16 protein-coding genes and 1 pseudogene are annotated in these 22421 nt (G+C 55.6%); 13 read left to right on the top strand and 4 right to left on the bottom strand.

The genetic code is table 11. From position 1 onward, the window contains the following. Window positions 1-111 precede the first annotated feature (111 nt). Window positions 112-861 (top strand): L,D-transpeptidase family protein, encoded by a 750-nt coding sequence (locus OHL23_RS11055; protein ID WP_263351942.1) that lies wholly within the window; start codon window positions 112-114, stop codon window positions 859-861. 13 nt (window positions 862-874) lie between these two features. Here the strand turns inward: OHL23_RS11055 and OHL23_RS11060 are convergent, their stop codons facing one another. Together OHL23_RS11060 and OHL23_RS11065 are read right to left on the bottom strand one after the other, a co-directional pair. Next, window positions 875-1528 carry a M15 family metallopeptidase gene (locus OHL23_RS11060; RefSeq protein ID WP_263351943.1) on the bottom strand — a complete coding sequence of 218 codons (654 nt, stop codon included), beginning with the start codon at window positions 1526-1528 and terminating at the stop codon, window positions 875-877. Window positions 1529-1690: 162 nt separating this feature from the next. After that, the gene (locus tag OHL23_RS11065) at window positions 1691-2140 is read right to left on the bottom strand and encodes a hypothetical protein (RefSeq protein ID WP_263351944.1); all 450 of its coding nucleotides are present in this window, start codon (window positions 2138-2140) and stop codon (window positions 1691-1693) included. 476 nt (window positions 2141-2616) lie between these two features. Here OHL23_RS11065 and OHL23_RS11070 point away from each other — a divergent pair. The 4 genes and pseudogenes from OHL23_RS11070 to OHL23_RS11085 all read left to right on the top strand — a co-directional run. Then, window positions 2617-2895 (top strand): annotated as a pseudogene (locus OHL23_RS11070) (integrase core domain-containing protein); the annotation flags it as partial. A 144-nt stretch (window positions 2896-3039) separates the two neighbouring features. Next, window positions 3040-4110 carry a type III polyketide synthase gene (locus OHL23_RS11075; protein WP_263351945.1) on the top strand — a complete coding sequence of 357 codons (1071 nt, stop codon included), beginning with the start codon at window positions 3040-3042 and terminating at the stop codon, window positions 4108-4110. Further along, complete coding sequence (locus OHL23_RS11080) at window positions 4100-4846, top strand: methyltransferase domain-containing protein (RefSeq protein ID WP_263351946.1); 747 nt, start codon at window positions 4100-4102, stop codon at window positions 4844-4846. Before OHL23_RS11075 ends, OHL23_RS11080 begins: the two co-directional genes overlap by 11 nt. Further along, window positions 4843-5997, top strand: coding sequence for an NAD(P)/FAD-dependent oxidoreductase (locus tag OHL23_RS11085; RefSeq protein ID WP_263351947.1), 1155 nt, complete (start codon window positions 4843-4845; stop codon window positions 5995-5997). The genes OHL23_RS11080 and OHL23_RS11085 overlap by 4 nt, the downstream gene beginning before the upstream one ends. 180 nt (window positions 5998-6177) lie before the next feature. Here OHL23_RS11085 and OHL23_RS11090 read toward each other — a convergent pair whose 3' ends face one another. After that, window positions 6178-7959: a DUF4231 domain-containing protein gene (locus tag OHL23_RS11090; RefSeq protein WP_263351948.1), complete on the bottom strand. Its 1782-nt coding sequence runs from the start codon at window positions 7957-7959 to the stop codon at window positions 6178-6180. 108 nt (window positions 7960-8067) lie between these two features. Here OHL23_RS11090 and OHL23_RS11095 point away from each other — a divergent pair, with 108 nt between their 5' ends. The 5 genes from OHL23_RS11095 to OHL23_RS11115 all read left to right on the top strand — a co-directional run bounded on the left by OHL23_RS11095 (window position 8068) and on the right by OHL23_RS11115 (window position 17064). Next, the gene (locus OHL23_RS11095) at window positions 8068-8604 is read left to right on the top strand and encodes a hypothetical protein (protein WP_263351949.1); all 537 of its coding nucleotides are present in this window, start codon (window positions 8068-8070) and stop codon (window positions 8602-8604) included. Between the two features lie 239 nt (window positions 8605-8843). Then, entirely contained in the window at window positions 8844-12227 is a 3384-nt protein-coding gene (locus OHL23_RS11100; protein WP_263351950.1) for a carboxypeptidase regulatory-like domain-containing protein, read from the top strand. 116 nt (window positions 12228-12343) lie between these two features. Next, window positions 12344-14230: an alpha-amylase family glycosyl hydrolase gene (locus OHL23_RS11105; RefSeq protein WP_263351951.1), complete on the top strand. Its 1887-nt coding sequence runs from the start codon at window positions 12344-12346 to the stop codon at window positions 14228-14230. A 355-nt stretch (window positions 14231-14585) separates the two neighbouring features. Continuing rightward, entirely contained in the window at window positions 14586-16016 is a 1431-nt protein-coding gene (locus OHL23_RS11110; RefSeq protein ID WP_263351952.1) for a glutamine synthetase family protein, read from the top strand. Between the two features lie 184 nt (window positions 16017-16200). Continuing rightward, the gene (locus tag OHL23_RS11115) at window positions 16201-17064 is read left to right on the top strand and encodes an inositol oxygenase (protein ID WP_263351953.1); all 864 of its coding nucleotides are present in this window, start codon (window positions 16201-16203) and stop codon (window positions 17062-17064) included. Between the two features lie 21 nt (window positions 17065-17085). Here OHL23_RS11115 and OHL23_RS11120 read toward each other — a convergent pair whose 3' ends face one another. After that, window positions 17086-17280 (bottom strand): multicopper oxidase domain-containing protein, encoded by a 195-nt coding sequence (locus OHL23_RS11120; protein ID WP_263351954.1) that lies wholly within the window; start codon window positions 17278-17280, stop codon window positions 17086-17088. A gap of 385 nt (window positions 17281-17665) precedes the next feature. Between OHL23_RS11120 and OHL23_RS11125 the strand changes: the two genes are divergently transcribed. The 3 genes from OHL23_RS11125 (at window position 17666) to OHL23_RS11135 (ending at window position 22416) form a co-directional block, all read left to right on the top strand. Continuing rightward, complete coding sequence (locus OHL23_RS11125; RefSeq protein WP_263351955.1) at window positions 17666-20053, top strand: glycoside hydrolase family 31 protein; 2388 nt, start codon at window positions 17666-17668, stop codon at window positions 20051-20053. Window positions 20054-20310: 257 nt separating this feature from the next. Then, window positions 20311-21204 (top strand): ThuA domain-containing protein, encoded by an 894-nt coding sequence (locus OHL23_RS11130; RefSeq protein ID WP_263351956.1) that lies wholly within the window; start codon window positions 20311-20313, stop codon window positions 21202-21204. Window positions 21205-21258: 54 nt separating this feature from the next. Further along, window positions 21259-22416, top strand: coding sequence for a Gfo/Idh/MocA family protein (locus OHL23_RS11135; protein ID WP_263351957.1), 1158 nt, complete (start codon window positions 21259-21261; stop codon window positions 22414-22416). The last annotated feature ends 5 nt before the right edge of the window (window positions 22417-22421 follow it).

The following is a 22421-nucleotide window of genomic DNA, read 5'->3' on the forward strand; positions in this document are numbered from 1 at the left end:
GAAGGCGACCAAAAAGCTTGCGCAGATCGATAGCCATCTTGCCGTACACTTTCATTGATGAATAAGTCCACACTTTTTCTTTCGTGCTTTGCGCCCCTTACTGCATGTGTTTTGGCCGCGCCTCAACCTGCTGCACCGCCGGTTCTCGCGCATTCCACACAGATGATCGTCGTAGTCACGCCTGGCTGGGACGCGGTCCAGGGCTGGCTGGAGCGTTTCGAGCGCGCTGATTCGCAGGAGTCATGGCGTTCCGTGGGCGAACCCGTCCCTATCGTGGTTGGCAGCAGGGGTATGGGCTGGGGCATAGGCCTCATCGATGCTGGACAACCGGGTATCCGCATCGAACCCGAACCAATCAAGATAGAGGGGGATGGCAAGTCGCCAGCCGGCGTTTTCACCATGGGTACGGCATTCGGCTACTCAATCCAGCCCCTACCTGGACTCAAGCTGCCCTATCTCGTCCTCACTGAATCCATTGAATGCGTCGACGACGTCTCATCGAAGAACTATAACCGGATCGTCGACCGTTCCACCGTTGCACCTGACTGGAACAGCTCCGAGCATATGCGCGATGTCGGCGAATCCTATCGCTGGGGAGTCGTGATCGATCACAACGCCATTGTACCGAGTCGCACGGTACCACAGCCGCGAGGCGGCTCTTGTGTTTTTCTCCATATCTGGCACAGCAGCGACCGCGGCACCGCTGGCTGCACCGCGATGACCAGGAACAATCTCGAATCCCTGCTCCTCTGGCTCAATCCAGCTCGGCTGCCGGTTCTGGTCCAACTGCCCGAGTCGGCATATCAACGCTTAGCCGTATCGTGGGGTCTTCCTCAGCAGCCGGCACCTGCTACGCATTAACCGGGCAGACTTGCTACTGGCTTAAATCCTCGAATTTTACGTTGATGATCGGGTAGAGCTTCCAATCCTTGTAGTCGAAGTGCCACCACTCATCCGGGATCACTTTGAAGCCCTGTTTTTCCATGGCCTCGCGCAGCAGCGCACGACGGGCGCGCTCATCGGCTGTGCCGCCCGGATAGTCGGCGTAGGCACGATCGGTCATCTCGTCATAGCCGCTCGGCATCTGCACTTCTTCACCCGTCTTCAGATCATATAGAGAGAGGTCCACCGCGCACCCGCGGTTGTGCTTTGATCCCTCTGCGGGGTTAGCGACAAAGTTTTTCTTATCATCCGGCGTCGCGTCCCAAAAGATCTTGGTCACGTACCACGGACGGTAGCCGTCGTGAATAATTAGGCCGTATCCATGATGCCTCAACTGGTGATTGGCGAGCACCAGTGCCCGCGCGGCCGGCCGCTCCAGAAAAGCTCGTGCCTGCGTGTAAACTGGAGTACCCAGAAAATTGTTCGTGGTCGCGTATCGGATATCCAATTTTATGGTCGGATCGAGCTTGACCAGTTCCACCAAGTCGGGCTCGCGGAAAGTCCCTTCTTCTTTAGGCGCCTGACTTTTCAATGCCTCCGCGCGCAGTTCTTCCACTGGCCGCAGCGGCGTAATGCGAAAACTCACCTGTTGTGCCTCAGTCAGCGGCGCCAGGGATACCGATATGAGGAAAAGACAGCGGAGAGGCGTTAGGAACGCGTGTGGAATGCGAGGACCATCAAGAAGCTTTCGCAGTGGTTTCACTGGCATCTCATAACAAGTGTGACTGGCTCGAATGTACCACTCGCATCACCGATCCGAAAGCGGAGTTTTGAGGCATTGATGATTCATGTCATGGATCGCTATATCGATTGCGCCCTCGCCCTCCCTCGTATCTTCGATTACGTTTTTGATGCCCGGCCCGGCGCGCGCCGTTTTCCTCATGACTTTTGCGCCCAGCACTAGCGCACGCTCTATGCATCCCGTGACGCGTTGCGCTAAGTCGTGGGCGTCATCCGGAAATGCCCCTTCAACCTGCAGGCAGCCGGTCAGGCAGATATCCACATACGATTGCACGATGGGGAACTCGGGCGACGGCAGGCTCTTCTCCCGTTCGCCGGGTTTGAAGTCGTTCACGTACATCCAGACCTTGTCTTTCGGCTTATAGTCACCGCTGAGGATCTCGATCTCGTCAATAATGTCCGTCGGTGTATAGCCCTGTTCGCGCCTGTTGGTGTCATCCAGTTCCTGTTTGCTCACCGCGTAGACCACTCCTTGAATGGAACCCGAAGGGTCCGGAGCGGCCCCGGCAAACGTGGTGGTGAAGCCGATGGAACCTGTGCGGGCTCACCAACCACGGGCAAACCTCGAAACCTTGGCCAGCAGCACGTAAATCGCCCGCGGCGTTGTCCTGAGGCGCGATGACTGTTCGATCAGGTAGCCATATCCAAAGATGTAAGGTATGCTTTCTCCTCGTTTCTTCGAGCCGATGTCTAGTGGACTGCAACTGACTGGGCCTTAGGCTCTGGCAGCTCAATGTGGCTGTGAATTCTAGTTCCTGGCTTCATGCTGGAGCGCGAGGCAAAAGTTGGACCGACCGCCTGCGGCCAATAAGGCAAAGAACCGCGGAGTTCCTCTGAAATTCTATGCGAGCTGAGTCAGCAGGTCCGAGGCAAATTATAGCTCGAATTATGTTCCGAGTCAGTAAACGCCCCACGTGGCAAGGAGGAGTTCTGCCGACCCAGAACGCACACGTAGAAAGCTTCCATGGACGGCCCAGAGAAGAGTGCCTGCGTATAAGTTGGTTCAGAAACCTGTTCGACGCACGCATCAAGATTGCCGCTTGGAAAAGAGAGTACAACGAAGAGCGGCCACACAGCAGCCTCGGCTACAGAACGCCAGCCGAGTTTGTTGAAGCAATCCGCAGCCAGAGCTATGGAAAAGACGCAGGCTTCGCCCGCTTGGAAAACGCCTCCGGCGTTTCCCACTTTGCCATAGCTCCGACGACGGGTTAAATTCATATCAACCAACGTGCGGAGTTTGGGGGCAGGTCAACGGGGCTGGCAATCAGACCTGCCACGATGACAAGACGATGACAACCGGACGTTGCGAATCGTAGACAATTGCATGAGGTAACTTTGCAGGGAAAGTGGCAGAAAATGACAACCGCACACATTAATCGCATCGCAACAGCAGTCCCTCAGCACAATGTCCATCGGGCATTCATTGATTTTGCGGCTAACTTGCTCTCAGAGGGTACGACCAGAAATCTGTTTCGCCGTATGGCGCGCTTGTCGGCAATCGAAGATCGCTACTCATTCGTGAATCCGATCCACGCTGAAGGCGGCTCGTGGGGCGATGCTGAGCAGATCTATGTGCCAGGAGACTTTCCCGGAACAGCGCGTCGCATGGAGTTGTTCGAACGCTTTGCCCCACAGTTGGCACGCAGCGCATTGGACAAGCTTTCACTTACTGAAGCGGAGCGGCGAAGCATAACGCACGTGATCGTGACGTCGTGCACCGGACTCTACGCTCCGGGCCTGGACTTCGAAGTCGTCAACCATCTCGGGCTTTCCCCGTCGGTCGAACGAACGATGATCGGCTTCATGGGATGCTACGCCGCCGTTAACGCAATGAAGCTGGCCCATCACACTGTGCGTTCCGAGCCGGATGCAGCAGTCCTGGTATTGAATCTTGAGCTCTGCACGTTACACTTTCAGGAAACCCATCAGTTGGAACAGATACTGTCCTTTCTGGTCTTTGCGGATGGTTGCGCTGCCTCTCTGATAACCGCGCAGCATAAAGGGCTGGCCATCGACAGCTTTCTCGCCGTTTCTATTCCCCAGACAATCGACCTGATTACCTGGCGAATTGGTGAACTCGGATTCGACATGCATCTTTCCGGCGAGGTGCCCGGGGAAATCTGCCGAGCGTTGAAGCAATCAGGACCTGAAATAACGCGTGGGCAAGATCCGTTGTGCGTCGACTGGTGGGCGGTGCATCCAGGCGGCCGCTCAATTCTCGACTCGGTAGAGAAAGGCCTTTCCCTGGGCGCAGATGCTCTCGCATGTTCACGCGACATTCTGGCGCGATATGGCAACATGTCCTCTGCAAGCGTTATGTTCGTGTTACAGCAGATTATGGAGCGAGCAAAGGCGGGGCAACAAGGCTGTGCCATGTCCTTTGGACCTGGACTCACGGCGGAGACCATGCTCTTCCATGCCGCTTAGCATTCCGGATTTCCGCCATCGCTTGCAGCTTGATGAACTGATGGACGAGCCATGCAGCCGCGAAGAGATTCGCGCCTGCCTTCGGGACATCTCAAGGACAAATCGCTGGACGTTGGCCTACCGGCCCCTGCTGCACTGGCTTGATACTTTCACGAAAGATGTACCGATGCTTGGGGAACCCCTGCGCATCCTTGACATTGGCTGCGGCGATGGAGATGGGCTGCGCAGGATCGACCAATGGGCAAGGCAGCGAGATATCGACGTGGAGTTGACGGGCCTCGACTTGAATCCGGACACGATAGAGATTGCAGCGGAGGCCAGTCCTGCCGCGAGCAGAATTCAATGGATCAATGCCGATGTACTTGCTTACGCGCCACAGGAACCGGTTCACCTGGTCGTCAGTTCCCTCTTTACCCATCATCTTGTCGAAGACGATATTGTTCGATTCATTCAATGGATGGAGCAGCACGCCGGACTCGGATGGTTTATCAACGACCTCTCCCGCGCACCGATTCCGTACCATCTCTTCCGTATCTTCTCAAAGTTGGCGAGACTCCATCCCTTTGTACAACATGACGGACCCGTCTCCATTGCACGGTCTTTCGTGCCGAATGACTGGCAAAGAATGTGCACTGCCGCCGGTCTGCGAAATCATGACTTCGCTGTACAGAGCTTCACGCCGGCGCGTCTTTGTGTCGCAAGACGAAAGCCGCGGCCAGTGAGAAAGTCCAAATGAGCGTTTCCAGCGTCATGGTTGACAACCTTGTCATTGGAGGAGGCCTTGCGGGCACAATGGTGGCGATCCGCCTGGCGGCTGCAGGACGCCAGGTTACTCTCGTTGAGAAAGAGAGTTCCGCGCATCATAAGGTCTGTGGTGAATTTTTGAGCCACGAAGCCATCGAGTATCTGCACCTGGTGGGGGTTAGCCCGTCAGGTCTTGGCGCGGCCACGATCCGTACGCTGCGTCTTTCCTCAAGACGGGAGGTAATAGAAACAGCCCTGCCCTTCCGAGCGCTATCGCTCTCACGGTACGCCCTGGACGCGGCGATGCTCACTTGCGCCGAAAGGCGAGGGTGCACGGTAATGCGTGGGTTATTCGTGGATCAGCTGACAACCGACGACAACCTGTGGTTCGCGAAATTCCGCAACGGTGAATCGTTGTGCGCTCACACGGTGTTTCTGGCGAATGGCAAACACGATCTTCGCGGATGGGATCGTTCACCCACCGGGCAGTCCGACCTCGTCGCCTTCAAATTGCACTGGCAACTGGAGCGTAGCCAGACCGAGGCATTGAGAGAGGCGATTGAGATATTTCTCTTCTCGGGCGGATATGGAGGGCTCTCTCTGGTCGAAAAAGATGTGGCCAATCTGTGCCTGATTGTTCGGCGTGCGGAGTTGCGCAAGATCGGCGGATGGACTGAGCTATTCAAATCTATTCTCGGTGATAACCGGAACTTGCAGGAACGCATGCGAGGCGCAAAAGCCATGTGGGATCGGCCATTGGCCGTCTCCTCGATTCCGTACGGTTATCTTGCCGACCGTCCCTTCGGCCTCTGGTGTGTAGGCGACCAAGCAGCGGTCATCCCATCGTTTACCGGGGATGGCATGTCGATTGCCTTGCACAGTGCAGCTCTTGCCGCGGAGATGTACCTGGCTGGCGACAGCGCCGACCAATACTATCGCAGGCTGCGTGCTCAACTAGGCCGAGGCATGTCGTTCGCAGCGTTGCTCTCGCGATTGATGGTGACAGGTGTGGGTCGCAACCTGGCACCTTTGGGCTTTTCCCTCTTCCCGAATGCGATGCGAAGGATCGCCCTGTCGACCAGGATTCCAAAGCAAGCTTTCCTTGGCGACTCCACTCTTCTCTCCCAGAATGAGTCAAGTTAGTAATGAGCCGGAGTTGAGCAACCGTCTTGGGAGAGCGACAGTGCTGTCTCCAAGTGCAAAACGGCATTGCATGAAATTATGCTGCTCTCAATGCGCTTCAATCTGCCACCGGCAGGCTAAGGACGCAGACGAGAGTATCAGGTGTCCTGAGAACCGATTGTGGGACAGCTAACCGAAAGCTCAGCTACCGCCGTTTCCGCCCGGCTCCTGATCGGGGCTCTGCTCGAGTTTTTGATCGGCGTTTGGATTGGGGTTCTGGCTTGGTTTCTGATCGGATGTCTGGCCGGACTTCTGGTTAGAGTTCTGATCAGACTTCTGATCGGGCTCTTGATCGGATTTCTGGCTGGTGCTCGATTCCTTCTCCGTGAGCTTCTCAAGCGTGGACTGCATCTTCTGGACCCACCCGGCTGTTTCGTGCTCGAGGGTGGTTTCGGTTTGATCCACCAGGAGGTCGATGTTCTTTTGTCTCGTTCTCTCCCAGGGTGAGAGACCTTTCCACCACGATTCGATATTGCGCAGACTCATGAGGGCTGCGTTGTATTGAACAAGTGAAGTCTCGACCTGATCGAGTTCCAGTTTCGATGCGAAGGCCGTCGCGAGGGCGGTGGTGAATGCGACCCAAAGATCCAATTTGATGGCGGCAAGGAATGTGCCTGCGCCGCCGGCGGAGAGTATACAGATCTGGAGGATCATCAATTGGCGATAAAGCCGCCGGGTCGTTTTCACAAAATAGGCGATCTGATCGTCAACCCGGGTGCGAAGATATTCTTCCGCGGTGAGGAAGGTGGTTCGCTGAGGGTCTCCAATCGGTTGCGGTGCGAGATTGGTACGATTGACCTCACTCTGCCCGAGATTTGAGGTGATGTCCCGGATGTTGGAAGCAAGCTGTGTGGACGCTGACTGTGTTTTGCATTGATCTTCGCTGTAAGCGCCCGACCTGGTGCGATATCGGAAGATATGCTGTTTCACCGATTCTGAGGCGGCGCGTAGCAGTATCCACTTGTTTCCATCGCGGAACCGGGCGTTGAACCCAACCAGCAGCGAGATGCTGATCGGGATGACGATCATGACGATGTGCAGCGTTCCTTCGGCGGACTGCGCCCAAGAGTATTTGTGAGGATCGAGGCCATGGATCACAGAGAACAAAATGGCCATCAAGGTTGCGAGCACCGTCAGAAGGAGGATTGCAATCTGGGTCGTCCGAAACCAGGTCTGCTTTTTGACCGCGCCTTTATCGAGTTCGTCATAGCGAGACCATGCGTCAGCAAGAATTTCCCCTGGCTTTTGAATTGGGCCAAGCAGCAGCCGTTTTAAGGTGTCCGTATCGGCGGAGAAATCGATTGCTCGCATCATGCCGCTGTCGACGATCTCACGCACATCCGGATCGGCTATTTCTGCGAGTTTGCCACCAGCATCCACGGAATCCTTGGCAGTGAGCAGCGCATCTCCAAGCACCCCTGTATTCCGCATGACCAACAGCGGCCAGCAATTGCGCGCGCAGCGCAACGCGATTGCCTTGTCGGAATCGCTGCCGCCGATGAGGAGGGCGATAGTTAGCTTCCTGGCTGAAGGCGGCTTTCCCGCCAGGCCTGCCGCGATCAAGAACCGAGCCTTGCCGGGGTTTGCACACTGCGCGGGTAGCCGCATCAGCGCCGCGTGATTCGCGGCTGGCGCGGTAGTTCCCGGCGACAGAATGCCGAGCGTGGCAGGCGCCAGGTCTACCTGATCGATAGCGTCGCCAAGCAGCCCGGCAAGTCCATTGGCCGCGCCATCGTCGACGAAGAGCGCGTTCGAGAGGATCGCGATGGGAATGAGTGCCCGCGCAAAAGCACTTCGCACTTCTGCGGATCTGGTGTCGTCCGCTCTGCCGAAGAGAAGGATGATTACTTCTGCATTATGCTTGAATTTCCCCGCAGTATCGTCCGGGGAGTCGGATGGAGGAATCTCGATCGGATCTGGCATAGATTGGTTCTCAATGGGCGCAAGCGTAGCATGAAACAGATGGAAGTTGAAGAATTTATTGGCGCGATGAGTCAGGATCAGATATCTCAAAACGAGTTGGAGAACGGAATGATACTTGGATTGGCTGGACGTCGGATTGATGCGCGGGAAACATCCGATCCGGTATTTCCTTTCGGAAACGCAGGGAAGGTCGGGGAGCGCCTGGAACGCCTGCTTTCGGAGCAGGGTGTGCGCGTCCTGGTTTGTTCAGCGGCCTGCGGCGCCGACCTCATCGCTCTGCAAGTCGCCGAGACACTGGACATCCGGAGCCGGATCATTCTTCCGTTTGAACCGGGCCAATTCCGCCAGACCTCCGTGATTGACCGGCCGGGAGATTGGGGACCCATCTTCGACCGGATCATCGCAGCGGCCGAGCACCGGAAGGATCTTATCGATTTACAACTTAGCCAGGGCGATGAGGCATATGTTAGAGCGAACCACGCCATTCTCGACGAAATTGTGCGCGTGGCGGAGGCTTCCGGCGATCAAGCCGCAGTTTCCCTGGTTTGGGATCAGAGGTCAAAGGGAAAGGACGACTATACCGAATACCTGGGGGAAGCTGCGAGAGAACTCGGACTCACCGTATTCGAAGTGAGCACGCTGTAAGCCTTACTCATTTACATTCTCACATCGCCTACTGCCACCTACATTCATTGAAGCTCGTCGTGCGGAGACCTCCGCAAGATTCATGAACCCATACCGGAAAAATCAGCATCAAAGGGAGGGATATTCGCGCTAAGTTAAAGCATTATTTGAGTAAACATTAGTAGCGTTGTGGGGTGTGTCCTAGCGAAATTCAGGAATCAATTCAGCGTAAGCCGCAGTCAAAGACGCTGGAGGTTGTTATGAGATTCAGGAATCCCCCGGACACACGAGCGCACATTCTCCCCATAGTCGCCGCCCTTTTCTACCTAGTCTCCGTAATCGCATCCGCACAGACGGATAGCGGCCGTGTCACAGGAACAGTGTCCGATGCCACCGGCGCAATCATTCCTGGAGCCACTATCACGCTGACCGATGTCGATACCGGCGCTATCAGCAAGATGACTTCGAAGGATGATGGAACATTCACCTTTGCTGCCGTGCCCCGTGGCCAGTACAAGGTAGATATCTCAATGGACGGCTTCACGTCGATCAGCCAATCATTTACGCTCGAGGTTTCGCAAGTTCAGGAGATTAATGCGCACCTTCAGCCCGGTGGCGCCACGACTGTTGTGCAGGTGACGGATGCAGCGCCGCTGGTTGATACCTCGACCTCTTCGGTCGGCGAAGATATCCAGGGGAGGCAGGTTACGGAACTGCCGTTGAACGGCCGCAATTTCACTCAGCTTGCGCTGCTCACTCCGGGTGTGACTCGCGGAAACTATGGCAATTCCGCGTCGGGTGTTAACGGAGACGTGGAGACCTTCCGGAACTCAGAATCGGGCGGTGGCTCGCTTTCGACCAATGGATTGCGGCCTCAGGCGAACAACTTCATCCTGGACGGGATCGACAATAACGAGTCGCTGGTCAACACGCTTGATTTCTTCCCGAACATTGAAGGAACAGAAGAGTTCAAAGTGAATACGAGCACCGCACCTGCGGAGTTCGGACGAGCTGGAGGCGCGATCGTCCAGTCGTCCATTAAGTCTGGAGGCAGCCAGTTCCACGGATCGGCCTTTGAATTCGGGCGTTCAAGTCTTTTTGATTCGAACCCGAACCACGGGTTCATTGGTGTTGCTCCAACACCTGTTCTGCCCTTCAAACGCAATACTTTTGGCGGCTCTGTTGGCGGACCGGTGTGGAAGAACCATGTCTTCCTGTTTGGCGACTACCAGGGTGTTCGCGAGAACCAACCTCTCAATGCGGAGTCGGATACGGTACCTACCATGCTGATGCGGCAGGGCAACTTCTCTGAGCTGCTAGGAACTACCGGGATTACGGCCGCACCTCTTTACATCTTCTGTCCCAATCTTTACCCGAATGGCCCGAACGGTACGGCGGTGTACACGAGCGGAGCTATTTACGATCCTCTGACTTGCAACCCCTTTCCTGGGAACATCATTCCGAGCACCCAGCTGAACCCGGCTGCCCTCAACTATCTCAACGCCTATCCGCTGCCTAACACTTCGGGCACGACAAACGGAACGGAGAATAACTACACGACCTCGCGCGTCAACGTTACGCACAACAACACCTTCGACGTGCGTGCGGATGGGAATCTCACAAAGAGTGATCGTGCCTTTGCGCGGTTTGTGTATGACAACAGCAACTTCAGCCGCACTTCCTCGCTGCCGAACCTGCCTGCGGGCTTCGCCTCCGGCGAGAATTATGTGCATGGCCGTGGTTATGCCGTCGGGGAAACACACATCTTTTCGCCGACTGTGATTAACGAGTTTCGTATCGGCTACAACCGTTATACGTTCGCAAACGTACCGGTATTCTCCGGCGTGCCGATCTCGGCTGATCTGGGGATTGTGAACGCCAATCGCAATGCCAATCTCGGCGGCGGGGCGCTGATTGGAGGCAATGGAAACGAGATCGATTACACGGGTGACTACGGGACCTACGCGGTACCGGAAAACACCTATGAGATCAATGACGCTGTAACCATTGCGAGGACAAAGCATACCTTCAAATTTGGCGCGGCTGCGATTCGGCGCGAGGTGGCTTACTTCCGTCCGATCTCCGGCAAGGGATACTTCAATTTCGCTTCGGGCGACTCAACTGGATACGTAGTCTCAGAGATGCTCGCCGGTTTCACTGACTACTACAGCATCGGCGCACAAAGCGGTTTCTATGGAACCCGCAATTATGAGTTTGGTATCTTTGGTGAGGATGACTGGCATGCGACGCAGCGGTTGATGCTCAATCTCGGCTTGCGCTACGACATCATCACGTGGCCGACCGAGGAGTACAACCGCCAGGCAGCGCTCGATCCGGCAACCGGCACGATAGAGCTGGCCGGGGTCAATGGTGTGCCGCGCACCATCATCAACAACAACTACGGCAACTTCGCTCCTCGCATCGGATTTGCATACGACGTATTTGGCACAGGCAAGACGGTGCTGCGCGGAGGCTATGGAATTTACTATTTCCTCGATCGTGGCGGCATCGATAACCAGCTTGGTCAGCAGGTGCCCTTTGGCGGCAGCGTCAACTACACAGCGCAGCAAGGCTACCGCTATACGTTCACGGGCGCGGCAACTCCGAATCAAAACAGCAATGCGAACGCAACGGGACCGCTGCCGTTGCCAGGATTCCCTAACTTCAATCCGAATGATCCACCTGCCGGCATTAACGTGTTTGCTGTAGAGCGGACGGAGAAGCTTCCCAATGTGCAACAGTACGACCTGCAGCTACAGCAGCAGTTTGGAACGAAGACAATTATTACGCTGGGCTACGTGGGCAACAAGACCACGCATCTCGCGACCGGCTACCTTGACAATACCAATCCGCTTGGAACGCCGAGCACGACTCCGAATCCGTATCCGAATATCGGCGAGGTGGTGCTGAACAAGACCGATGGCGTGTCGCACTACAACAGCTTGCAGGCTCAACTCAACTACAAGGCGACTAACACCCTGATCTTCACCAGTTCGTATACGTGGGCGCACAACATCGACGACACGGACGGCTATCTGGACTTCTACGCAGTTAGCCCGATCTACGTCTACAACCACGCGCTGAACAAGGGTAACTCAACCCTCGACCAGCGGAACGTCTTCGTTGCGAGTGCTTTGTATACACTGCCATTCGGGCGTGGCCAGATGTTTGCGAATCACGTGGGCCGCGGGTTGGATATGGTTATAGGAGGGTGGCAACTCAATACGATTGTCTCTGCCGAAACCGGTTCGCCGTTCAGCGTTATCGGCGTCGAGAACTTCGGGTCGTCCTACAGTTTGCGCGCCAATGAGAAGGGTGGAGACCCTGTGACACACAGTGTCCTCAGCCAGCCTTATCTGGTAAAGTCTGACTTCTCAGCGCCAGCGCCCGGTACGGAAGGCAACACGGGCCGCAACGAATATTTTGGCCCTGGGCTCGCGGAGGGCGATATCTCTCTGTTCAAGACGCTGCACTTTACTGAACGCTTTGCAACGGAGCTTCGCGCGGAGGTCTACAACGTGACAAACACGCCGCAGTTTACCAATCCGGATGCAAACATCATCGATGGAACATTCGGTCAGATCACGGGTACACGTGAGTATTCGGAACGGCAGATGCAAATGGCAGTGCGCTTTCTCTTCTAAGCGAACCGCTTTCAACTCCAGGGGCCGTGCGCGAACCAGCGGCGGCGCCTTGGAGATTCACTGAATGGCGGTACATCCTGCCGCGTCACCAACTCTCTGCTTAAAGGATGCTTGTAATGAGTTTTGCGAAGTACGTCAACTCTTTCGCCGTGGCCTTTCTTGCATTCCTGCCTTCAACTCTGTTTGCAAACGATAGTTCTGCTCCCGCGATCGCGAAAATAGACCCGCCGAATTGGTGGGCCGCCATGCCAAAGCCAATGCTTCTTGTTCAGGGAGAGCATCTTTCCGCGGCACACTTCACGCTCAGTGACAGTCACCTGCACATCGATCAGGCGAAGATCTCTGCAAATGGGCACTGGGCGGAGTTGTGGCTCAATGCTTCGCCAGCGAAGGCTGAGACCCTCACTATCGATGCGCGTACGCCGGGCGGAGATACCAGCCGGGAGTATCGCTTTGAGGAGCGGCGGTCTGCGGCGGATGGATTCGCGGGCTTCTCGTCGCGGGACGCGATGTATTTGATCATGACCGATCGTTTCGCTGACGGCGACCTCACCAATGACGGTGGCGAAGGCACACAGCCTGAGAGCAGCGCCGAAGCCGCAACTGAGCGTAGCAGGGTTCGCGGCTGGCATGGAGGGGATCTTCGCGGCATAACGCAACACCTTGACTACATTCAACAACTCGGCTTTACCACGGTTTGGATGACGCCGGTTTATGCCAATCGACATGAGCCCGATAGCTATCACGGTTACGGCGCAACGGATATGTATGCGGTCGATCCTCACTATGGCACGCTCGCGGATTTACAGGCACTGGCCGCTGAACTACATCGGCGCCAGATGAAACTGGTGCTCGACACCGTACCGAACCATGTCGGTCCAAAGAATGTGTGGGTCGACGATGAGCCCGACCCCGATTGGTTGCATGGAACCAAGGCCGATCACCACGAAGCGGTAGGGGAATTCCGTCCGCTTGTTGACCCGCACGCGCCCTGGCGCGATCAGCAATACGTCCTGCAAGGCTGGTTTGCGAACACTCTTCCCGACCTGAATCAGGAGAACCCGGCGACGTCGCAATACCTCATCCAAAACGCGATGTGGTGGATTGAGCAGACCGGCGCGGATGGTCTGCGCATCGATACTTTTCCTTACGTTGGCCGCGCGTTCTGGCATGACTTTCACGCACAAATCCATGGAATCTATCCGAAGCTGACCACCGTCGGCGAGGTTTACAACTGCGACGCAACCATCACCTCCTCCTTTGCCGGAGGTGTCACCCGCAACGGCGTTGATACCGGACTGGATACACCGTTTGACTTTCCAAGCTTTTGCGCGCTTCGGGATGTCTTTTTCAAAGATGAGCCGATGTCTCACCTGACAGATGTATGGCGGCTCGATGCGCTCTTTCCGCACCCCGAGCGGCTGATTCCATTTCTTGGGAACCACGACAATTCACGATTTCTGTCGAACAAGGGCGCGACACCGGAAAATATGCGGCTTGCTTTTACCATCCTGTTGACGATGCGCGGAATGCCGCAGATCTACTCCGGGGACGAGATCGCAATGCAGGGCGGAGACGACCCTGATAACCGGCGCGATTTTCCCGGCGGGTGGCCTGAAGCCACGCAGAGCGCTTTCACGGGCCGAACGCCGGAGCAGGCTGTAATGCATGATTGGGTGCAGAACCTGTTGACGATGCGGGCAAAGTACGCCGCGCTGCAGACTGGCGAGATGCAGGTGCTCGCCGCTGACAAGGACGTGCTGGCCTACACGCGAGTACTCGCGAGAAATGCTGGCGAGAAGAGTGCTCCGGGAGGCAAAGTTCTCGTTGTCGTGAACCGCGCGGCGACGGACTCGACGGTGAACCTCAAACTTGGCGGCACGCTGCTCGAAGGGGCATCGCAATCCCACACGGTCCTTGGAGACGCCAAAGCTCAGTGGGATGGTGAAAACCTGCGTGTGGAAATGGCAGGAACGAGTGCATGGATCGCAGTAATTGACTGAGGACGTATTTTAGTCAGCACAAAGCTCGCTTTATACGAGGTATAGATTTTTCTTCTCCGAAGACCGCAACCTTGATTGTCGGTTCACGAAGACTAGGAGCGGCTTGAGGGGGCGTGTCTCGATCCTGGTGCAGGATCTGGGACCGAACCATGCGAGACCCGGGTCTTTCGCGTAAAATATGCGATTATGGCGGATCGACCCTCGTTTCAATCTTGCTTTCGTCTCGCGTATCTATTCGCCCGCATCGTTGAGTGATCGATTCCCCACCGTAGCGACTTAAAACTTTCCGGGTTCTTGATGCCTGAGGTCCTGGTTTGTGCTGTATCAATTCCCTTTTTCGCAAGGAAGGAGATTCATGTCTACCGAGTATCGTAATTTTCTTGCCCTCTCCTACGAGGAGTTGGAAGAACTCAACCTCAAGGCCAAGAGCGACCGTCTGAACCGGGTTTCCGCAGACGAGATCCGCGAAGCGCGCTTGAAGTACCTGACGGACGAGAAACGCATCAAGGCAGTAACAGTGCTGTTTTCCGATCTTGAGGGCCGGCTGCACCTTTTGGATTACGACAAGAAGTTTCTGGTTGCCAGCTACGACAACCTGACCTTCGATGGCTCCTCGATTCGCGGCTTTACCGCGCAGAAGGAGAGCGATTTGCGTCTGGGAATCGATTGGAGCGCCTTCTATTGGGTTCCGGCCGACGTTTTCGGCAATGGCAAAGTGCTGGTATTCGGGACAGTGATCGACAAGAGCGGCGCGCCGTACGCGGGTGATCTACGCGGAGTTCTCAAGAACTACTCGGACCGGCTGTACAAGGAGAAGGGCTACACCCTCAACGCGGCCAATGAGATCGAGGGCTTCCTCTTCGCCGGGCGCGATGCCGAAAAGAAATACCACCAGACCGGCAAATTCGAATACGTAAACACCGGCGGCTACTATCACTCGCTCCCATTAGACCCGCTGCGTCAGTTCATTGATACCTGCGCGGAAGTGCAACGCGCCATGGGCTTCCAGAATGAGAAGGATCATCCGGAAGTGGCTCCAAGCCAATTCGAGATCAACTATTCCTATGGCGAAGTCGTAGCTGCCGCCGATCAGATCCAGCTTTACAAGCTGCTCACGCGTCAGGTTGCCACGAATATGGGTTACACGGCGAGTTTTCTGCCCAAGCCCGTGGTGGGCGTGAACGGCAGCGGCATGCACACCAATATGTCGATTACCCGGGACAAGACCAACCTGTTCTGGGATCCAGCCGGCCAGGAACAGCTCTCGTCGTTTGGCTGGGAGTACATCGATCGTATTCTGTCGCACGCGCTGGACATCTGTCTGATTCTCAACCCCAGCGTGAACTCCTACCGCCGGCTCGATCCGCACTTTGAAGCTCCCAATCAGATCAAGGCTTCGGCTACGGATCGCGGTTCGATGATTCGAGTGCCGATCGGGAACTCCAAGTCCATGCGAGTTGAAGTGCGCTCGGTCGCTCCGGACGCCAACCCCTACCTGGTGCTCTATTCGTTGTTCAAGACCGGCATCGACGGACAGGTGGCCTCGATCGACAACCTGCGTCAGGCGCACCGCTACCTGCCGGACAACATCTACTCCGCCATCGAAGACTTCTCAAGTGCAACCTGGATTGCGGAGATTCTTGGGGCCGATGTGCAAAACCGCTTTACGGAGCTCAAGAGGGCAGCGGCAGATCGCTCCCCGCGTCAGTTGGGCACCTTCGTCAAGGGGTCCGAGGTCCAATACCATCACGAGGTCTATAACCAGGCGCTGTGGAACGAATTCTGAGAGGCCGCAATTCGCTGCTCTGAGTATCCAAAGCGTTACAAAGAAAAGGGCCCGCTTACGCGAGCCCTTTTTGCTGCCTATTCCTAACGTCAACCCCCTCGCGGTTTTGCTCGGTTCCTGATAAGCTCAGGAGCGTTAGCGTTACCGGAAGTTGGCCGAATCCATTTCCCAAAGGGGTGCATCCATGGCGATTGAATCTTCGACATCGGCGCAGAATGCCTTATTGATTGAGGACAGTTGGGGCGATTTCGTTGCTGGACGCTATCGCGAGGGCAAGAGCGAAGCGGAGTTCCGCAACTATGACGCAAATGTCATCCCCACGGTCGCGGAGTTTTACCGGGAGAACCACAAGTATCAGACCCTGGACTTTGCCGTGGCCAAGGAACGGGAGTATTTTGCTCTCGACAAGGGAAAAAAGAGCATCTGGGAAGCTGCCGAATTCCTCAACACATTGGTGGATGAGAGCGACCCGGACACTGACCTGACCCAGATTGAGCACCTGCTCCAAACATCCGAGGCCATTCGTAAGGATGGTCATCCGCGCTGGATGGTTCTAACCGGCTTTATTCACGATCTGGGCAAGGTGTTGTGTCTCTATGGCGAGCCCCAATGGGCAGTTGTGGGCGATACATTTCCGGTTGGCTGCGCCTACTCCGAGAAGGTTGTGTTCCCCGAATATTTCTCCGCGAATCCGGACTTCTCGGTGCCCGAATATCAAACCAAATTCGGAATTTATGAGCCAAATTGCGGGCTGAGCAATGTCCACATGTCGTGGGGTCACGACGCTTACATCGGCCATGTCGTAAAGGACTATCTGCCGGAAGAGGCGCTGTACATGCTCCGCTATCATTCCTTCTACGCGTGGCATCAGCAGGGGGCTTACGGGCATCTTCTGTCCAAGCATGATGAAGAGATGCTGCCCTGGGTGCTGAAGTTCAATCCCTACGACCTCTATTCGAAGGGCGCGGCTAAGCCGAATCTCAAGGAATTGAAACCTTATTACGATGACTTGATCGCAGAGTTTTTCCCGGACAAGATCGACTGGTAGGCCTCTGGCAGGGGTTGCCTACTATTGCGAACCGCTGGCTGCAGCCCCTCCGGCCACGGTAGAAGTCTCAGCGGGAAGCACCTGAATCGAACCCATCATTCCTTTGTCTTCGTGGTCGAGGATATGGTAGTGATAGACGAAGGTTCCGACGATGTTGGGATGGCGGAAGTCCATCCGTAATCGCAATGGACGAAGATAGTTCGACTTAGAATACAAGATAGATGCCAACTCACAAGTACTGGTGTGTGACCCGTCCTTAGAAAAGCCAGGTGATACCCGGTCGCATTAAGAAAATGGAGATGCGTACTTCGCATTGTCATTGAGGGATAGACGCGCGACAAAAATTCTCATGGCAGGTAATTCCTGCCGCTTGGATCACTCTTGCGAATTTACGAGTGTTTTCTGAATCGACAACCGTGCGGCACACATTCCGGAGTGAAGATCCAACCTTAAAAGTTCAGTGTTAGACGGCCGCCTCTGGGCGGCAGCCTTCGTGCCAAGAGTTCGTCTCGGGGCGTACACTTCAGATGCAAACGATTTCAATTCTGGGAAGAATTTTAAAATGATGAAAAAGTCTTGTAGGGCGGCTGGAATAGCGTCGATGTGGATCTCTGCATTGATTCTTATCCCAAACGCATCGGCACAACAACAGAGAGTTGTGATCCCCCGTGGCGAAAGCACGATCGTTCTCGAGCCATATGCTCCGAACGTGATTCGCGTAACGTTGAGTTTGGACAAAGACCAGGCCACGGCGGCGCCAGGTTACGGGATTCAAGCCACTCCGGACGCGAAAGAGTGGACCGTCGACGATTCCGACCTGGCCAGAGTCTATCGTTCCTCGCGGATGGTAGTGAGCCTACCGACCGAAGCGAAGACCCGTATCCCTGCGCCAGCGTCAGGTGGCCCCGAAGCGGAGACTAACGTCCAGAAGACAGCAGCGTCCATCGGGAAGTATTTCAATGGCTCCGCGCCGGGAGCCAACATTCGGTTTTCAACACCGGATGGAAAATTGCTTCTGGAGTTGAAGGGCTGGCAGATGTCCGTTCCGAATTACAAGGACGGCAACGCAGATATCCTCCATGATCGCCGGCCTTCGGATGAACCGTTCTTTCAGGTAGGTGCGACCTTTGCTTCGCCGGATGACGAACACTATTATGGCCTGGGTCAGAATCAAGAGGGCTATCTCGATCACCGGGGCCATACCGTGGAGTGTTGGAATAACTACACCGCAACAGGCGGACCAACCTGGTGTATTCCTTTCGTAGTTACAAACAAAGGATATGGTTTACTCTGGGACAATCCCTCGCAGACAACAATCGAGCCGGGCTTCAACGAGCAAACTAAGTGGACCTCGCAGGTTGGTAACCGAGTCTCTTTCTTTGTAATCGCGGGGAAGAACACAGACGAGATCTACTCAGGCTATCGCCTTTTGACTGGTGCCACACCACTGCTACCTAAGGCTGCCTACGGTTACATCCAATGCAAGCAACGCTATATTACACAGGACGAATTGTTGAACGTCGCAAAGGGTTACCGCGACAGACATCTGCCTGCCGACGTGCTCGTCGTGGATTGGTTCTATTACACCAAGATGGGCCAAATGGACCTTGACCCGAAGAACTGGCCTGATCCCAAGGCCATGAATGACGAACTGCACAAGATGGGCTTTCAGACCATGATCAGTGTGTGGCCGCGCTTTGTGCCCGATGATCGTTTCTATGACGTGATCAAGAAGAATGGCTGGTTCGAACACCTGGCAGATGGCACGCCAACGAATGGCCTGCCGTACGACCGCGCCGGTTCGGATATTGACACGACCAATCCTGAGGCTGCGCGATGGTACTGGGATACGATTCGCGACAACATTCTAAGCAAAGGCTTCGATTCCCTATGGGCCGACGAGACGGAGCCCGATCTGCCTCCCAATGGAAGTTACTATCACATAGGGCCGGGTACAAGGTATTACAACGTCTATCCGCTCTTCCACACTGGGGCTTTATACGACGGTTTCCGCCGTGATACGAATCACCGCGCGTTGATTCTTTCGCGCGACGCTTATCTTGGCGTCCAGAGCAAGGGCACCATCGTCTGGTCGTCGGATATCTATGGCACATGGGACACTCTAAAGCGGCAGATACCGACAGGCCTCGACGCTGCGGCCTCCGGACTTGCTTACTGGAGCAACGACACGGGCGGCTGGCAATATCTGCCGCGCGAACATCATCCGGCGCACCCGCCGCTGCTTGATCCTTCGGATGCTCGTGACAATGTTGGCGGTTACGACGATTATCCGGAACTCTACACGCGCTGGTTTGAGTACGCGACCTTTCTGCCAATCATGCGGACCCACGGCAGCCGAAACTTCAACGAGGTATGGAGCTACGGGAAACAAGCGGAGCCGATCCTCGAAAAATATCTCAAGCTTCGCTACGAGCTGATGCCCTATATTTACTCTCTCGGCTACGACACGTATAAGTCCGGCGCGCCTTATATGCGGGCTTTGTTCATGGATTTTCCGAACGACGCGAAAGCTGCAAATCTGACGGACGAATACATGTTCGGGCCGGCGTTCCTTGTGGCTCCGGTAACCGATCAAGGCGAAACCAGCCGCGAAGTCTACTTGCCCGCCGGCACAGACTGGTACAACTACTGGACTAATGAGCGATTCCACGGTGGCCAAACCATTTCTGTCAACGCTCCAATCGATTCCCTGCCCCTGTTTGTAAAGGCTGGCTCAATTCTTCCGTTAGGCGTGCCCGTGCTGAGTACCAATGAGCCACAGGCGCTGGCCAAAATCCGCGTTTACCCGGGCGCAGATGGCAGCTTCTCGCTGTATCAGGATGATGGCAAAACCTACGCCTACGAAAAGGGCGAGAACAAGATCACTCGCTTGCACTGGGACGATGCATCCGGCAAGCTCGCTCACGAGGGAGCACCGGCATGGTCGGGACCGGATGCCTCGCTTCTGGAGGTGATCGGTCAAAAGTAAGGGAAATTGAAGCGTACAAGGCTGCCCTAACGGACGCAGTTTCATGAACCAGTTAGCCGGTGTTGCGCGTTTGGCGGGCAGCCGAGTACACTTCTCAGCGAGCAATATTCCAGTTGAAAATGAGAATGGAAAGCTTTCCATTCTCGCTAATGTAGCTCGTTAGAACCGCCGGACGATTAAGAGCGCGGCTAGAGTCTGACCGCGAGGCAAACCGCTTCCCGGAAAAATTGATGCTTTTGAGCCTGTAAGGAGATCACTTGCGTACTCCTCGGAACTGTTTTTGTCTCTCACTTGCTTTGGTTGGATTTGCGAGCCTGGCACTAGTCTTCCTCAGCAATTCCGCGCAAGGTCAGGCTGCCGGAAATGAATCGTTGCCAGCGGCCCCACACGCCAAACCGACCCATCTCAAGCATGTGCTGGTCGTCGGCCAGACCAAGGGCTTTGAGCATGACTCCATCTCTGCAGCTATGGCTGCGATCTACAACATGGGTCAGCAAAGCGGCCTATGGGATACTGAGATGCGTACGGACACCGAGTTGCTCACCAAGAAGGATCTAGGCAGGAACGCAAAGAACCTGAACTACTTTGACCTGCTGATCTTTGCCAGCACCACGGGCGAACTCGATATGGACGCAACGCAGAAGCAGGACATGCTGTCGTTCATTCATGACGACGGCAAGGGTTTTGTGGGGATTCACGCGGCGCTGGACACCAACTATACCTGGCCGGAATATGGCGAGATGATTGGCGGCTGGTTCGACCAGCATCCGTGGATGACTTTCCAGGCGCCAATTATCAACGAAGATCCAGACTTCCCTGCAGTACGGCACTTTCCCAAGGCTTTTGTGAAGTTTGACGAGATCTACCAGCCGAAAGCGTGGTCTCGTGACAAGGTCAACGTGCTGCTCAGTCTTGATCCAAGCAAACTGGACTATTCGAACAATCCCCGGATCCACCGCATGGATCATGACTTTCCAGTCGCGTGGAGCAAGATGTACGGCAAGGGCAGGGTATTCTATTCCACGCTCGGACATACGGAAGAGTCCTGGGAGGATCCGGATATTCGCAAGATGTACTTTGAAGCGATCCGTTGGGCTTTGGGAATGACAGAAGGCAGCACGGAATCTCATGCTCGGCCAGCGGTTAAGTAGATTCAAGCGAGTTTCTCAGGAAGGTATACACAAAGCTCTATGAAGAGAATTGGCATGGGCTTGATCGGCCCCGGGTTTGTTGCAGCGCACCACGTTGACGCCGTACGGCGACTGGGTGATGTGGATGTGGTCGCTATTGCCGGCTCGTCCCAGCAATCCGCTGACAGGAAGGCGCGCGAATACAAGGTCGAGCGCGCCTACGGCGACTATCATGCGCTGATCGCCGATCCGGATGTCCAGGTGATCCACAACACGACGCCCAATTATCTGCATCTTCCGGTAACTCTCGCTGCTCTTGCCGCCGGCAAGCACGTGATCTCCGACAAGCCGTTGGCCGTGAATCCCGCAGAGGGCCGCACCTTGCGCGATGCGGCCATGGCGGCAAAGGTCGCTCATGTTGTCACCTTCAACTATCGTGGCAATCCGCTAGTACAACAGGCGCGGGGCATGATTGCGCGGGGTGAAAGCGGCGCAGTTAGCTTTGTGCATGGGCATTACCTGCAGGATTGGATGTCCGACCCCAATGTGTACTCGTGGCGATCTGACCCATCTAAAGGCGGTACCAGTTCGGCGCTTGGAGATATCGGCTCTCACTGGTGCGACCTGGCGGAGCATGTCTCTGGACTGAAGATCACCTCCGTTCTGGCAGATATCACGACGGTAATCCCGGTCCGTTACTCGGCTGGAGGTTCCGCGGAGGCGTTCTCGACCAAGACCACGGGAGAGCGGGAGCCTGTGACTGTGGAGGCTGAAGACCTGGCCAGCGTCCTGTTGCGCTTCGAGAACGGCTCAAAGGGCTGCTTTTCCGTAGGTCAGGTACTACCCGGTCACAAGAACGACCTAGTGCTCGAGGTGAACGGGTTGACCACTTCTCTGAAATGGAAGCAGGAACAGCAGAATGAACTATGGATTGGGCACAGTAAACAGCCGAACGCTGTGATGGCGAAGGACCCGTCTCTTGTTTCGCCGGATGCATTGCGCTATGTGCATCTACCTGGCGGGCACCAGGAGTCCTGGGCGGATGCCTTCTGCAATCTGATTCGTGATGCGTATGCGTGGATTGCCGAAGGCGGAGCACCGGAGGTCAAGCCGACAATGTTGCCTACATTCAACGATGGGTATCGCTCCACATGTCTGGTGGACGCTATGTTGCGAAGCCACGCCGCTGGCGGTGTCTGGCAGCAGGTGGAGTTTGCAGCGGCAGGCGAATAAGGTAC

This window comes from Acidicapsa acidisoli (genome assembly GCF_025685625.1).
Lineage (GTDB): Bacteria > Acidobacteriota > Terriglobia > Terriglobales > Acidobacteriaceae > Acidicapsa > Acidicapsa acidisoli.

Coding starts and splice junctions, on each gene's coding strand:
- OHL23_RS11075 (WP_263351945.1), top strand. CDS start 3,040: ATGACAACCGCACACATTAATCGCATCGCAACAGCAGTCCCTCAGCAC.
- OHL23_RS11080 (WP_263351946.1), top strand. CDS start 4,100: ATGCCGCTTAGCATTCCGGATTTCCGCCATCGCTTGCAGCTTGATGAA.
- OHL23_RS11085 (WP_263351947.1), top strand. CDS start 4,843: ATGAGCGTTTCCAGCGTCATGGTTGACAACCTTGTCATTGGAGGAGGC.
- OHL23_RS11090 (WP_263351948.1), bottom strand. CDS start 7,959: ATGCCAGATCCGATCGAGATTCCTCCATCCGACTCCCCGGACGATACT.
- OHL23_RS11095 (WP_263351949.1), top strand. CDS start 8,068: ATGATACTTGGATTGGCTGGACGTCGGATTGATGCGCGGGAAACATCC.
- OHL23_RS11100 (WP_263351950.1), top strand. CDS start 8,844: ATGAGATTCAGGAATCCCCCGGACACACGAGCGCACATTCTCCCCATA.
- OHL23_RS11105 (WP_263351951.1), top strand. CDS start 12,344: ATGAGTTTTGCGAAGTACGTCAACTCTTTCGCCGTGGCCTTTCTTGCA.
- OHL23_RS11110 (WP_263351952.1), top strand. CDS start 14,586: ATGTCTACCGAGTATCGTAATTTTCTTGCCCTCTCCTACGAGGAGTTG.
- OHL23_RS11115 (WP_263351953.1), top strand. CDS start 16,201: ATGGCGATTGAATCTTCGACATCGGCGCAGAATGCCTTATTGATTGAG.
- OHL23_RS11125 (WP_263351955.1), top strand. CDS start 17,666: ATGTGGATCTCTGCATTGATTCTTATCCCAAACGCATCGGCACAACAA.
- OHL23_RS11135 (WP_263351957.1), top strand. CDS start 21,259: ATGGGCTTGATCGGCCCCGGGTTTGTTGCAGCGCACCACGTTGACGCC.